This is a genomic window from Larkinella ripae (assembly GCF_054780775.1).
Window position 1 is genome coordinate 329,511 of sequence record NZ_BAAGVR010000022.1, and the last position, 13,441, is coordinate 342,951.

11 protein-coding genes and 1 tRNA gene are annotated in these 13,441 nt (G+C 51.8%); 7 read left to right on the top strand and 5 right to left on the bottom strand.

Features of this window, described 5'->3' with window-relative positions; all coding sequences use genetic code 11:
* Nucleotides 1-15 precede the first annotated feature (15 nt).
* Entirely contained in the window at nt 16-1,368 is a 1,353-nt protein-coding gene (locus ACYVHX_RS14210; protein ID WP_460672313.1) for a PrsW family glutamic-type intramembrane protease, read from the top strand.
* Between the two features lie 318 nt (nt 1,369-1,686).
* Nucleotides 1,687-3,237 carry a M20/M25/M40 family metallo-hydrolase gene (locus ACYVHX_RS14215; protein ID WP_460672314.1) on the top strand — a complete coding sequence of 517 codons (1,551 nt, stop codon included), beginning with the start codon at nt 1,687-1,689 and terminating at the stop codon, nt 3,235-3,237.
* A gap of 38 nt (nt 3,238-3,275) precedes the next feature.
* Here ACYVHX_RS14215 and ACYVHX_RS14220 read toward each other — a convergent pair whose 3' ends face one another.
* From ACYVHX_RS14220 to ACYVHX_RS14235, 4 genes are all read right to left on the bottom strand, one after another.
* Nucleotides 3,276-3,602, bottom strand: a complete 327-nt coding sequence (locus ACYVHX_RS14220) for a hypothetical protein (RefSeq protein WP_460672315.1) — start codon at nt 3,600-3,602, stop codon at nt 3,276-3,278.
* A 90-nt stretch (nt 3,603-3,692) separates the two neighbouring features.
* The gene (locus tag ACYVHX_RS14225; protein ID WP_460672316.1) at nt 3,693-4,697 is read right to left on the bottom strand and encodes a nucleoside hydrolase; all 1,005 of its coding nucleotides are present in this window, start codon (nt 4,695-4,697) and stop codon (nt 3,693-3,695) included.
* A 33-nt stretch (nt 4,698-4,730) separates the two neighbouring features.
* A complete protein-coding gene (locus ACYVHX_RS14230) occupies nt 4,731-5,834 on the bottom strand; it encodes an LBF_2804 family protein (RefSeq protein ID WP_460672317.1) in 1,104 nt (367 codons plus the stop codon).
* A 124-nt stretch (nt 5,835-5,958) separates the two neighbouring features.
* On the bottom strand, nt 5,959-7,257 hold the full coding sequence (locus tag ACYVHX_RS14235; protein ID WP_460672318.1) for a Gfo/Idh/MocA family protein: 1,299 nt from the start codon (nt 7,255-7,257) through the stop codon (nt 5,959-5,961).
* Nucleotides 7,258-7,465: 208 nt separating this feature from the next.
* On the opposite strand from ACYVHX_RS14235, the gene ubiE reads away from it, so the two are divergent.
* From ubiE to ACYVHX_RS14260, 5 genes are all read left to right on the top strand, one after another.
* The gene (gene ubiE / locus ACYVHX_RS14240) at nt 7,466-8,194 is read left to right on the top strand and encodes a bifunctional demethylmenaquinone methyltransferase/2-methoxy-6-polyprenyl-1,4-benzoquinol methylase UbiE (RefSeq protein WP_460672319.1); all 729 of its coding nucleotides are present in this window, start codon (nt 7,466-7,468) and stop codon (nt 8,192-8,194) included.
* Nucleotides 8,137-8,877, top strand: coding sequence for a type IX secretion/gliding motility protein PorT/SprT (porT, locus tag ACYVHX_RS14245; protein WP_460672320.1), 741 nt, complete (start codon nt 8,137-8,139; stop codon nt 8,875-8,877). The genes ubiE and porT overlap by 58 nt, the downstream gene beginning before the upstream one ends.
* Nucleotides 8,878-9,038: 161 nt before the next feature.
* A tRNA-Val gene (locus ACYVHX_RS14250) sits at nt 9,039-9,113 on the top strand.
* An 861-nt stretch (nt 9,114-9,974) separates the two neighbouring features.
* Nucleotides 9,975-11,243: a WD40/YVTN/BNR-like repeat-containing protein gene (locus ACYVHX_RS14255; RefSeq protein ID WP_460672321.1), complete on the top strand. Its 1,269-nt coding sequence runs from the start codon at nt 9,975-9,977 to the stop codon at nt 11,241-11,243.
* 30 nt (nt 11,244-11,273) lie between these two features.
* Nucleotides 11,274-11,714 carry a MauE/DoxX family redox-associated membrane protein gene (locus ACYVHX_RS14260; RefSeq protein ID WP_460672322.1) on the top strand — a complete coding sequence of 147 codons (441 nt, stop codon included), beginning with the start codon at nt 11,274-11,276 and terminating at the stop codon, nt 11,712-11,714.
* A gap of 52 nt (nt 11,715-11,766) precedes the next feature.
* Here ACYVHX_RS14260 and ACYVHX_RS14265 read toward each other — a convergent pair whose 3' ends face one another.
* On the bottom strand, nt 11,767-13,437 hold the full coding sequence (locus tag ACYVHX_RS14265; RefSeq protein ID WP_460672323.1) for a non-ribosomal peptide synthetase: 1,671 nt from the start codon (nt 13,435-13,437) through the stop codon (nt 11,767-11,769).
* Nucleotides 13,438-13,441: the final 4 nt, after the last annotated feature.

Consider the following 13,441-nt stretch of genomic DNA (forward strand, 5'->3'; position numbering starts at 1 on the left):
TTCGTTCTTCCGGCTATGCATACGCAAGCGCTCCCGCCCGACCTGTTTACCTTTCAATGTTATGCCGGCCCCGACGCCGGGAAAACCATCGCGCTGACCCCCCATTTACGGCTGTTGCTGGGCACCGGCAGTCAGAGCAGCTACCGGCTCGCCGATCCGTACGTGGCTGACCAGCACATCAGTTTGTTTTTCGACGGAAACCGGATTCAGTTTCAGACGGTTGATAATCAATACATCCGGCTCAATGGTGAGCCGGCGATGATGGGTGAAATCGGACGGGGAACCGACACGCTCCAGATTGGAACCTCGCTCTGGCGGTTGTTGAAATCAAACCAGCCGCCCAGCACCGACAACCAGTTTTCCGAACCATTCCAGCGGTTTTCCAATTTCGCCGGTATCGACCAGCTCGACAAGGATTTTAACCTGAAGGCGATCTTCGCCCGCATCGGCGAAAAACGAACGGATGAAGACATCGAGAAGGCATTTACGGTCGGCACGCGCGAAACGACACCACCGCTCGGGAACATAGCTGCTACCTGGCCCCAGCCCTGGTTGTTCGGCCGGATCGCGGCTGCCGCCCTGCTGGTTTTCTGGGGCTTATACATCGGTGCCGCTCAGTTCAGTAACATCATTGTCATTCCCGGTTTGCTGTTTGTCGGTGCCTTCGCCGTGCCGTTTGCGTGTCTGATTTTTTTCTGGGAAATGAACGCACCCCAGAACGTTTCGCTGTACCAAACCGTCAAATTGCTGTTTACGGGCGGTATTTTATCCATCCTGATTTCATTGCTGTTTTTCAGTAATGTCGGTTTTTTGTCCAGTTGGCTGGGTGCGTCGAGCGCCGGGATTGTGGAAGAATCCGGAAAATTACTGACGGTTCTGGCCCTGATGCGCAACAAACAGAAGTATCCCTGGATTCTGAACGGTTTGCTGTTTGGCGCGGCCGTCGGAACCGGTTTTGCCGCCTTCGAATCGGCCGGTTATGCCTTTGTCGCCCTGCTCGAATACGGTTCGGTAGACGTGGCGCTGGGCAACATCGTCGCCCGGGGAATCATGGCTCCTTTCGGTCACATCATCTGGACCGCCATCACAGCCGCGGCAGTCTGGCGGCTCAAAGGTTTCGGAACGTTTCGCTGGGACTTGTTGCAGGAAAAAACCTTTATTCGCTTGTTTCTGCTCGTGGTGGTTATGCACATGCTGTGGAACGCGGGCTTCGACCTGCCGCTGCTCCCCTCTATTTTCGGGATTCAGTTCAAGCACATTTTGCTGGGATTACTGGGCTGGGTGATTGTTCTGAGCCTGATCCAGGAAGGCTTGAAGCAAATCAAAAAAGCCCAGAAAGATGGCGAGGCCACGCAGGTCCGGTATTGATGCTGAACAATAGACCACTTACAAACGAAAACCGGGGGTTCTTTCACGATCCAACCCGCTCAAATCCTGCCTTTTCCTACGGACGACAAATCAAGAACCGATCAGGCTTGCCGATCCTGATTAACACCCTAAGAACCTTTACCGGTTTTTGCGGATCGGGCGGTCAGGGACTTTGTCAGCCCGATTTGGGCATCTGTTACGATCAAAAGTAGACCTATTCACAGATCCGATTGTAATTATCAAACGACCAGCCGATTGTCATAGGCTGCGGTTTTCCAAAGTGTTACTTTAGTAGTACAACCTAACGATTTCTAAAGCATGAAAAGGCACGTTCTCCTCCTGAGCCTTCTGAGCGGTTTTTCCTGGGCGGCATTGGCCCAAACTGATAAACCGGATCTGGCCGTTGTTAAAAAAATCCGGGAAGAAGGGCTCACCCGGTCCAAAGTGATGGAAACCGCCTTTTACCTGACTGACGTGAACGGCCCCCGTTTGCAGGGACCCGGTTTTATGAAAGCCGCCAATTGGACGAAAAATAAACTCACGGAATGGGGTTTGCAAAACGCCCGGCTCGAATCCTGGGGTGAATGGGGCAAGGGCTGGGAGATTGAGCGGAGTTACATCGCCATGACGGCGCCGTATTACAAGTCGATTATTGCCGTGCCCCGGGCCTGGAGCGGGGGAACCGACAAACTGCAACAGGCCGAAATCCTCTACGTGGACGAGTCAGACACCACCGCGCTGGAAGGCTACCGCAGCAGGCTCAAAAATAAAGTCATTCTGTTGCACCAGCCGTTTGCCATCAGTCCCTCGTTTAACCCGGATGCGAAACGGTTTTCGGAATCCGATCTGGAAAAAATGGCAAAAGATGATTCAGCGCCCCGCGATTCCTCCTACCGCAGCCTGATTCAGGCCATGCGGACCCGCAACGCTTTCAACCAGAAAATGCGGAAACTGGCCAAACAGGGCGGTGCGCTGGCGATTCTGAACACCAGTCAACTGAGCAAAGACGGTACGCTGTTTGTCAGTGGCGATTTTGCCAATGCCGGCAAAGGAACGGCCCACGACGACCTGGCCGACCTGACGATTTCGGTGGAAGATTACCTGTCCCTGAGCCGGATGGCGAAAGCCGGGGTGCCGATCAAGCTGGAACTGGACGTCAAAACCAGGTTCTACACGACCGATACGAAGGGGTACAACGTGCTGGCGGAAATACCGGGTTCCGACCCGAAACTGAAAGATGAAGTGGTGATGCTGGGCGCCCACCTCGACTCCTGGCACGCGGCAACCGGCGCAACGGATAATGCCGCCGGTTGTTCGGTGATGATGGAAGCCGTCCGGATTCTGAAGACGCTGGGTCTGAAACCCCGGCGGACGATCCGGATTGCCCTCTGGAGTGGCGAAGAACAGGGCTTACACGGGTCTAAAAATTACGTCACGAAGCATTTTGTCGATCCGGCCACCAACAAACTCACGAAGGAAGGAGAACAACTGGCGGCTTACTTCAACGTGGACAACGGAACCGGTAAAATCCGGGGCATTTATCTCCAGAACAACACAGCCGCCGGCCCGATTTTCAGCCAGTGGCTCGAGCCGTTCCACGATTTGGGAGCCGCCACCATCGCGCCCAAAAGCAGCGGAGGCACCGATCACGTTTCGTTCGACCGGGTCGGTCTGGCCGGTTTTGGCTTTATTCAGGACGGCATCGAATACAGCACCCGCACGCACCACACGAACATGGACACGTACGACCACCTGATTGCCGACGATCTGAAACAGGCATCGACAATTGTGGCGTCGTTCGTTTACAATGCCGCCATGCGGGACCAGAAAATACCGTTAAAAACCGCCACCGCCGAGTCGGGCCGGTAAGGATTTGCTAAAACCGGAGTTCGGGTTGTGACGTTGCGTTACAACCCGACGGTTACGCTTTCGACAAACAGGATCACAAACGCGGCCGCCGAAATAATCAGCCCCCACTCCTTGATGCGGGTCATCAACTGTTTGCGCTCGACCTGGCTTTGAAATGTACCAATGATGTGTTCAGCCAGATCGGCGGTGGCAAACAAACTGGCGATCTGAAGCAGGTGCCAGGCATAATCAAAACCGTCGATACATTGTTCCCATACGATCGGTTGAAGAAAAAAATAGATCAATAAAATCCATTCTTTAAGGCCAAAACGGGTGATTCGGAGCTGAACACGGCCAGCGAGATTGGTAAAAAGTTGTCGGAACATAGCTGAGTGGTACGATGGGCAACTCAAATTTAGCAAACATCATGCTAAAATTCCAGATTCTCTTCGCAAAAAAATCCAACTACCTGCATTTTATTTTTCGCCGGTTTTCATCGTTCTTTTTCCCGGCTGGTGCATCATCAGCGTTTCAATTTCTTCGGTCACCTGCGCCACGGGTCTTTTTTCGGTCAGGTAATAATGCGGGCCGTTGGGATCGTCCTGCCACGAATTCGTACCGCCGTTCAACAAAAACCGCCCTCGTTTCAGTCCATAATACGGTTCGACGCCCCGAATGGCCACCAGGACGGCGGTCTGGTCCCAGCTCATTCGCCCGTCGTGGTCCTCTTTTGCCAGTGGCATACAATGCGCAAAGACCTCTTTCACCGGGCTTTTCAGGGTTGGATCGGCCACCAGACGCGGACCGGTTTTGATTTGTTTCCCGATCTCAAACCCGCTGAAAATAACGGGGGTCGGCCAGTTGGTAAACGCCTTTTCGGAAGCCAGCGAATCTTTAAACACGTTGAATTCGCGCCCTTTCGGAAAAGCACCCGCCATCGATACCAGTTCTTTCACTTTCCGTTTAACCAGCGCCTGCCCATCCAGTTGAGAATAGTGGTCCGGTTTTGAGGTCAGCAAATCCGCCATATTGGTCAGAAAACCCACGGTCACGATGGTCACGCTGCCGTCGGGTTCTTTGGCCAGAAGCTGGCGGTAGGTTGTAACGGCGTCGGGAGCCTCCTGGCTGGAACGAATCGAGTGGGGATAGGTGGCCACCAGTTTTTCGGGCCATTTCTGCCAGGCCCCGTCCACCACGCCCGGGCCTTTCGGCATCCCCGTCGGCAGGTTCGGACGTCCAAAGTACGTGTTCAGCACGTCGATGGTCGGCACCACCAGTTCGTGTTTGTTGGAAGCAATGACGGCCAGCGGGCGGGCTTCCCCCCTATCGGCCAGCGCGTGCAAAACCGCCATAGCCCCCACATCGTCGTAATCGGGGCCAATGTCGGTATCTAAAATAATAGAAACGGGTGATTTGGGGCGGTTTTGAGCGGAGGAGACAAGGGTACAGGCTAATAGGCAAACGGTTAGAAGGGATTTCATAGGATGAGGTGATTTACGGACCAATTTCCGAAATTACACCCACAACCCCTCTCCCCGCACAAAATTTCTGCGCATTGTTTCCGCATCCGCTACGGACGTCCGGAAGCCCCCCGTCTGTTGCAACTGCCGGAGTCTTTTTTTTTCCGGGGATGACAAATGCCCGTCGATAAGCAGGCTGAAAACAAAAAGCCGCTCCAGTCCCTGCCGAACCGGTTTGGGGCAGCTTGTCCAGTGTTCCGGCCCGGTTTCGGACGGCGATTTGGTGACGGTTTCGGATTCGATGGAAAACCGGGAAATCATCGCTTCCATTAGCAGCAAATGCGGATAATTATCCGGTTTGGCGGAAATACCGGCCTGTTGCAAAATGCCGGGCGAGGCCTGGCGGAAGTGCGGTTCCCGGCCAAACTCCTCGGCCAGCTCGTTGATGAATTGCCGGACAGTTAGTGGCACCATCACCCGAATCTGGGCCTGTTGCAGAATCCGGTAGGTGGCCCAGCTATTCCAGACGGCCAGCACCAGGGTGCTGCTCAAAACCGTCACCATCGGCGAAACCGGCTGACCGTTCCAGAGCCGGAGCGCCAGTTGAACCAATCCTCCGCTGACGAACGCCAGCAGCAATACCGTTACCAGATACCCCGACAAGGTCCAGGGCAACAAAGGCCGGGGGCTCATCCGGGGGCGGAACTGGCCCTGCCGGCGGCCGTTATCGGCTAGCACATTCAAATGCCGATTGTAGGACGAATCATGAAACCGGGGGAACTGGCACGTCATTTCGATCAGTCGAATGGCGCCGGAATGCGTCAGAATTAAGGCGTGTAAAAGCAGGTAAATAATCAGAAGACCGAACAAAAGGCTGATCAGGGGCCAATCGCCCAGGGCGGTATGTGTTTTAGCAAACCAGTCGGCCCATAGAACGTGCGGCAGGTAAAACACCCAGATTGCCAGCACACCCAGTGCCGAAGACACCAGCATCGTAGCCCCTTTTATCCGATTGATGGCGTGTCGTTCGCTGCTGTTCAATACAAAAGGCTCATCGGAGGGGTGATCGGTGTGCATGGCACGGGCCAGATAACGAAGCGTAGTCCGGCCTGCGGTGGCCTGGTCGAAATCGCCAGTGGAATCGGTGGAGTCGGACATGAACATAAACAGCTTGCTTATCCTATAACTGAATAGAGGGGCAAGCTGTTTATGTATTTCCGGACTTTAGTCCGTGTTCGTTTAATCCATTTGAAAGGACAACGGCCTTGAGTCCGGGGGCGCCTTAAACCGGATATTTCCATTCGCCCCGGTATTCGCGGCTCAGGAGCTTGTTGGCTTCGGGGTCGTTTTTGATCTGCTCTTTTTCGCCATCCCATTCAACACTCCGACCCAGTTTGTACGACAACATGCCCAGCAACGCCATGTTGGTGGAGCGGTGCCCGATTTCGATGTCGCTGGTCGGCAGGCTTTTGGATTTGATGGCCTTCAGGAAATCGTCCCAAAGCTGGGCAATATTCTGGTCGTCGGGTTTGTTCAACTTCGCATCCTGGTGAATGACCGGTTTTTTGGAATCGGCCGGATAAAATGTCCAGCCGTCGAGCCAGCCCATGTGAAACGTGCCTTCGGTGCCGTAAAAGTAAACGCCGACGGCCTGCTGCGGGTGCGTTTTTTCGGCCGTATTGCCCGCAAAAGTCCGGTGTTCCCAAACCGCCGTGAAGTCCTCGAACTCGAAGCTGGTCACCTGATGGTCAGGCGCGTCGGTATTGTCTTTTTTGATGGATCGGCCACCGGCGGTAAAGACCTTTTTCGGGTATTTTTCTTCGGTCCACCACAAAATCTGGTCCATCCAGTGGATGCCCCAGTCGCCCAGCGTTCCATTGGCATAATCCAGGTATTGCCGGAAACCGCGCGGGTGCATGGTCCGGTTGTAGGCCCGCAGGGGGGCCGGTCCGCACCAGAAATTCCAGTCCATCTCTTTCGGTGCCTCCTCGTCGGGAACCATCTGACCGGGCCCGCCGGCGTAATGCACAAACGCCCGCGCCATTCCGATTTTGCCCGCTTTTCCTGATTTCAGAAATTCCATGCCGGACACGTTGTGCGGAGAAACCCGCCGGTGCGTCCCGACCTGACAGACTTTGCCGGTTTGGCGGGCGGTTTTGACCATTGCCCGGCCTTCGTTGATGGTGTGGCCAATCGGTTTTTCGACGTAAACGTGCGCGCCCTGTTTCATGGCTTCAATGGCGATGAGCGGGTGCCAGTGGTCGGGCGTGGCCACAATGACGATCTCCGGTTTTTCGCGGGCAAGCAATTCCCGGAAATCCCGGTATATTTTGGGTTTGTCGCTGGTGAGCTTGGAAAATTCTTCGGCGGTTTTGGTGAGCTGGCGCTGATCGACGTCGCATAGGGCCACCAGTTTCGACTGGCCGGACTGCATGGCGCAGCGCAGAATGTTATTTCCCCACCAGCCCGCACCGATCAGGGCCGTGCGGTAGGTTGATTGCTGAGCGAGGGTAATTAACGGACGGCTCATGACCGCAGCACCGGCAAGCGCCGATGTTTTCAAAAAATCAGAACGGTTCATAACAATAAAGGGACGAAATAGTCCGCGAAAACTACGGAATCTGACAGGGAATCACAAACTTTCTGGCAAAGGGCCGTACCTTTGTAAAAACCGGATGGACGGTTTGAATGGCTGAAGGGGTTAAAGGATTAAAGGTGGGTAATCGATCAACCCTCAAAGCCCTGCCACTATTTTAACCATCAAAGCCATTCCACCATTCTTCACGCTTATGGCCGTTGTTCCTTATAAAGATAAAAATACCAGCAAGCGCGAGCAGGTTGAGGAAATGTTCGACTCCATCTCGCCGAAATACGACTTGCTGAACCACCTGCTCAGCGCCGGAATCGATATATCCTGGCGAAAAAAGGCCATTCGGCTCCTGCAACCGGTCAAGCCGAAAACCGTCCTGGACATTGCTACCGGTACGGGCGATTTTGCCATTGAAGCGCTCAAGCTGAACCCCGAAAAAATAACCGGTGTCGATATTTCGGAAGGGATGCTGAAAATTGGCCGGGAGAAAATCCGGAAGCTGGGGCTGGCGGATAAAATTGAACTGCGCTCCGGCGACTCGGAAAGATTGCCTTTCGCAGACAATGTTTTCGACGCCGTGATCGTTTCGTTTGGTGTACGCAATTTCGAAAACCTCCTGAACGGGTTAACCGACATGCACCGCGTAACGCGGCCGGGTGGCACCTGTCTGGTGCTGGAATTTTCGAAACCGCGTAAGTTTCCGTTCAAACAGTTTTTTAGTTTTTACACGAACCGCCTGCTGCCGTTGATTGGCCGGTTGGTTTCGAAAGATACTTCGGCCTATACGTATCTGCCCGAATCGATGCAGGCGTTTCCGGACGGCCCTGATTTCATCCGGGTTCTCGAACAGGCAGGATTTACGCAAACACAATGGATACCGCTCACATTTGGCATTTGCTCAATTTACATCGGAAAAAAAGCATCCTGATTGGTCTGTTGCTAGCGCTGCTCTGCCCCGACTTGCGGGCGCAGTCGTCGATGCGCTACCGCCGGATTCACCTCGAAGATTACGACGACAAACTCATCCGGTACGGTTTTCTGTTTGCGGCTCCCATTACGCGCTTCAACATCAAGTACAGCGATGCCTACGTCAGTTCTGATTCGGCTTACCAGCTTTATTCGCCCAACAAAGTCGGTTTTCGGGTAGGCTTCATTATGAATACCATTCTGGGACCGCATTTTGACGTTCGGGTGACGCCCGCCGTGTCGCTGTATGCGCGGTCGGTGGAGGCCAACTACCCGGGCGGCACCATTAAAAAAGAGATCCGCGAATCGACCTGGGTCGAGTTTCCGGTTTTGCTGAAATACAAATCCAAACGGCGCGCCAATTCGCGGATGTACGTGGTGGGTGGCGGGTCGCTCGGGCTGGAAGCCAACGTCCGTCGGCGCGAAGTGGCGGGGTCGAGCCGCTTGCTGACCAAAAACCGGGATCTTTCGGTGGAATACGGCATCGGCTTCGAGCAGTTTTTTGAATTTTTCAAGTTTGCCCCCGAGATCCGGTTTTCACACGGTTTGGTCAACCTGTTCGAACCCGTTCAGGGCAACACGGCTAACATTGGCCTTCAGAAACTCCGAACCCATACGGTGACGTTGTACCTGAACTTTGAATAAACCGGCGAAATGGCTCTTAGGGGCCAATTAAAGCACCTGAGGCTGAACCATTTGCAAAATAAGTTGTTTTTTTTCGTCGCAAAGCTTGCAGAATGCGGATTCAAGCGGCTATATTTGCACTCCCAAACGACGGAAAATAGGCGATGGGAACATATCCAAAGGGGAGTTTAGCTCAGCTGGTTCAGAGCATCTGCCTTACAAGCAGAGGGTCGGCGGTTCGAACCCGTCAACTCCCACCCTTTAAATCAAGCACTTACTAGAAATGGTAGGTGCTTTTTTGTTTTTGGTATACACAGCTTACGAGGATGTAATTTTTCAAACTTTAGGTCGAAAGTTCGAGACCGTTCCCCATTCTTTTCATATTTATCGTACCAGGAGCATTTATCCATATAATTGGTGGCTTTTTGATTAACGCAGCTTTTACAAAAAAATAAGGCCCTAATACCTGATTAAATATTAAGATTGCCTCTTGTGAGGTAAAATAGAAAACGACAGCCTAAGCTAGATAGGCTGAACGACTTTGAGTGAGGCATTATAAATATCCCTAAAATTCGACCAGTTTAGAATCAGAGAAAAATGCTAATTTTAAACTGATTCCTATGAAAAGGGTGGCAATAGCCGACCGTTCTAATTCACCAAATCTCAACGGGGTTACCCAGGTCATTATCAAGGTCCTCAAATAGCAGGAGAATGGCACTCTTACAAGGGCAATTTGTCGGGAATATGGCATTTCTGAAGCCACCTCCCGGACGGATGTAAGCTGATCTGGCTATAGGTAATCTTGAAGGATCTATTCACAGTGGCCGGCAAGATCGGCCCTTCACGGGTGATGACTTAGTCCATTTTTAAGCCAACGCTGTGGACGATATCGGAAGCGGGATTTACTGATCGGGCCGTCGATACAGATGGACCCGCTATTGGTCATAACCAGGCCCTTAACCGGCCGGATTTCGTTGGAATGCTTGCCACTTACAGCTCTGATCGGACAGCCGTTGAACCCATCCGAAACGGTTTTTCAACATTAAAGGGGCGGTTTTCATCCATAACTAATTCACAGATCAATGATGGTCTACCCTAGTTGCAAATATCAGTAAGATATGAATAAGAAATGGCTTAAAAGTATATGGTTTATTCTGCCCTGCTTTTTAGTTGTAAAGACATTAGTAAAGCCTGAATCTCACTGGAAAGCACAAAATATCCCTACCGGTTTAAGATATGATGATGTCTATTTCGTAAATGATGCAACCGGATGGGCTGCCGGTGGTCCTTCTGGCGAAATTTATAAGACAGTAAATGGTGGAGACTCCTGGTCTCTCCAATTTAAAAGCAAAAAGTACTTGCGTAGCGTTGAATTTCTGAATGATACACTCGGCTTTTCAGGGTCATTAGATTCTTCGCTCTATCGAACCAATGATGGTGGAATAACTTGGATAGATATTAGCCACAAAATTTCTCCTAGGCCAGTAGGCATATGCGGTTTAGCAACCCCGGATCAAAAAACAATTTATGGATGTGGCGTTTTTACCGGGCCGGCTTTCATAATAAAGTCCGTTGATGCAGGAGCAACCTGGAAATACATCGATATGAGTCAATATGCTACGGCACTGGTTGACATCCATTTTTTTAATGCTACAACTGGATTTGCCGTTGGTAAAAGTAACCCGGAAGCTAATGGAGGAATTATCTTGCACACGAGCGACGGTGGAAAAACATGGAAACAGTTTTACCAAACTAACGTCGCTGGCGATTTTGTCTGGAAAATTCAGGCTTTAAGCCCCAGGATGCTTTATGCTTCCATTGCTGGTTTGCCGGGTTCTGATAATGTCAGAATGGCGCTATCCAATGATGGAGGCCAAAAATGGCGTACGTTATTAGTCGATGATACATATGAATATACGCAGGCCATTGGTTTTTTAAACGCTCAGCAGGGTTGGATAGGAGGAACTTCGAGTTTATTTGAAACAAAAGATGGGGGCCAATCCTGGCATCGACACTGCATTGGCAACGCTTACAACAGGTTTGTTAAAATCAATGATTCGACCGCTTTTATTTCGGGAAATAAGATTTATAAATATTCAACCCAGCAGAATGAGGTAAAAAGTACAACTCATTTTCAGCCTGTTCACAAGGTGTCATCAATACATCATAAAAAAGACGGTATCGCTTCGGTTTTGCTTTCTATCAAGCAGCAAACGCACGTCTTGGTTGACATTTACAATAAATCCGGCGTTCTTTTAAAGAAGTATAAACAGTATAATGTAAAGGCAGGTGAATATCGATTTGAGGTTCCTTTAAAAGTGGAAGACCCTGCCAGTTGTGTAGTACTTAGAACGAATGAAGGTCTTCTGTACCATACATTAAAGTAGCCAATTAGCTTTTAATAAATTTTGATTTCTATGAGCACCGCTCAGCACATAAAATCTCAGGGTCTTTTTATGGCCGAACTTCTGATCAGTACCCTGTTCGCTTATGCAGGAATGGTCAAATTTACTGATTACAATGGATGGGTACTTAAACTTGATGCCCTTCCTTTAATGGCGGGATATAGCCTCTCTTTAATTAGTTATGGAATACCAATTTGTGAATTATCAATTCCCATATTACTTCTTTTTAAACAAACAAAAGTAAAAGCAATCCAACTGGCAATTGCTTTACTCATCGTGTTTACGGGCTATTGCTTGTATATTGTACGGCGCTCACAGTACGTTCCCTGCCCATGCAACGGACTTTTTGACCAGCTATCCATTGGTCAGCATGTGTTCATTAATCTGGCCGTAGTAGGCATGTGCTGGTTACTTCTAAAAGAGAAACAACTATTCCTGGGAACCAGCAACTAAGCTAACTACGATTCAAATCGTAACGGATTGGCCAGGGCCCATTGATACCCGTTCACGGTTTGTTCTTCCGGCTACCCGGCATCAACCAGGAGAATACGTTTCGCCAACTCGAACTGGACGCACCGGTTTGTGAAGGCGTTTTTTGCGGGACGGGTTCCGGAGATTGGTCACCGCCTGGGCCCGTTCCGGCCGCCAACGCTTTGCGATCCACCTTGCCATTGAGCGTGATGGGGAATTGTGCGGTCTGAATGAACATCACGGGAATCATGTAACCGGGCAAGGTGTTTTTCAGGCTCGCTTTCCAGCGCTGGGCCGAGTCTGCAAACTCCGTACTGGACAAGGGATGGGCCAATACCAGATAGGCCACCAAACGGGCCGTTCCCGAGCGATCTTCCCGGGCAACCACAACGGCTTCCCGAATCCCGGGCTGGCTGACCAGGGCGTGTTCGATCTCACCGGGCTCGACGCGGTATCCCCTGATTTTTATCTGCTGATCGATGCGCCCCAAAAATTGAATTTCGCCTTCCGGTGTTAATCGCCCCAAATCACCGGTCCGGTACAAGAGTTCGGTTGGAGCAAAGGGGTTGGGCAAGAATTTTTCCTGCGTCAGCTCGGGTCGGTTGAAATACCCCCGCGCAACCCCCTCACCTGCAATACAAATTTCACCCGGCTGCCCTTCCGGTACCGGTTTTTGATTTTCATCCAGCAGATGGACCTGCGTATTTTGAATGGGCTTTCCGATGGTGATGAGCTGGTCCGTTGGCAGAATCTGTTTTCCCGTTGAATAGATGGTGGTTTCGGTCGGGCCGTACAGATTCCACAGGGTCTCACACCGGGCCGTTAACTGCTGCGCCAGGTTCTCCGGTAGCGGTTCTCCACAGCACAGGATTTTCAATGGAAGCGGCTGTTGCCAACCAGCCGCCAACAGCATTCGAAAGGTGATGGGCGTAGCCTGCAGGATGGTGATGCGCTGTTCCTGAATAAGGCCCAGCAACGCGTTTCCATCGCGGGTCGAGGACGTATCGGCCAGAACCAGGGTTGCTCCCGCCAACAAAGGCAGAAACAATTCAAGGGCTGCAATATCAAAGGAAACGGTGGTAACTGCCAACAGGCGGTCCGCGTTCGTAATTCCGGGCTGATGCACCATGCTCGTCAACAGGTTAACCAGGTTGTGGTGCTCAATCAATACACCTTTGGGTTGGCCGGTTGAGCCGGATGTATAGAGCACATACACCAAATCGTCTCCGGTAACCGAAAGCGTCGGGGCGTATTTGCCTAACGAGGTTGATTCCACCAGGGCGTCTTCCACCAATAGCGGGGTAACCTGGACGGGCGGTTTTCCCTGAACGGTTTTGGAGGTAACCAGCACCTGAGCCGCCGAATCCGTCAGCATGAACTCAATCCGCTGCGGGGGAAAGGTTGGGTCGATGGGCAGGTAAGCCGCTCCGGCTTTCATAATGGCCAGCAGCATCAAGATCAATTCGGGCGAACGGTCCAGCGCAACGCCCACAAGATCCCCCGGTTTGACGCCCTGCCGGATCAGGTAATGACTTAATTGATTGGCCGTTTCGTCCAGCTCGCGGTAGTTCAGCTCCCGGCCACCCGCCAGCAAGGCCACTTTATCGGCTGATTCCATGGCCTGGCGGGCAATCAGTTCATGGAGTGGGGTGGCGCGGGGATAATCCGTTGGGGAACTACCTATATACGGTTTTTTTTGTACCATAAAG

What these genes read in the sequence shown, in the direction of transcription:
- ACYVHX_RS14210 (WP_460672313.1), top strand. Translation starts at nt 16, where the DNA reads ATGCATACGCAAGCGCTCCCGCCCGACCTGTTTACCTTTCAATGTTAT.
- ACYVHX_RS14215 (WP_460672314.1), top strand. Translation starts at nt 1,687, where the DNA reads ATGAAAAGGCACGTTCTCCTCCTGAGCCTTCTGAGCGGTTTTTCCTGG.
- ACYVHX_RS14220 (WP_460672315.1), bottom strand. Translation starts at nt 3,602, where the DNA reads ATGTTCCGACAACTTTTTACCAATCTCGCTGGCCGTGTTCAGCTCCGA.
- ACYVHX_RS14225 (WP_460672316.1), bottom strand. Translation starts at nt 4,697, where the DNA reads ATGAAATCCCTTCTAACCGTTTGCCTATTAGCCTGTACCCTTGTCTCC.
- ACYVHX_RS14230 (WP_460672317.1), bottom strand. Translation starts at nt 5,834, where the DNA reads ATGTCCGACTCCACCGATTCCACTGGCGATTTCGACCAGGCCACCGCA.
- ACYVHX_RS14235 (WP_460672318.1), bottom strand. Translation starts at nt 7,257, where the DNA reads ATGAACCGTTCTGATTTTTTGAAAACATCGGCGCTTGCCGGTGCTGCG.
- ubiE (WP_460672319.1), top strand. Translation starts at nt 7,466, where the DNA reads ATGGCCGTTGTTCCTTATAAAGATAAAAATACCAGCAAGCGCGAGCAG.
- porT (WP_460672320.1), top strand. Translation starts at nt 8,137, where the DNA reads ATGGATACCGCTCACATTTGGCATTTGCTCAATTTACATCGGAAAAAA.
- ACYVHX_RS14255 (WP_460672321.1), top strand. Translation starts at nt 9,975, where the DNA reads ATGAATAAGAAATGGCTTAAAAGTATATGGTTTATTCTGCCCTGCTTT.
- ACYVHX_RS14260 (WP_460672322.1), top strand. Translation starts at nt 11,274, where the DNA reads ATGAGCACCGCTCAGCACATAAAATCTCAGGGTCTTTTTATGGCCGAA.
- ACYVHX_RS14265 (WP_460672323.1), bottom strand. Translation starts at nt 13,437, where the DNA reads ATGGTACAAAAAAAACCGTATATAGGTAGTTCCCCAACGGATTATCCC.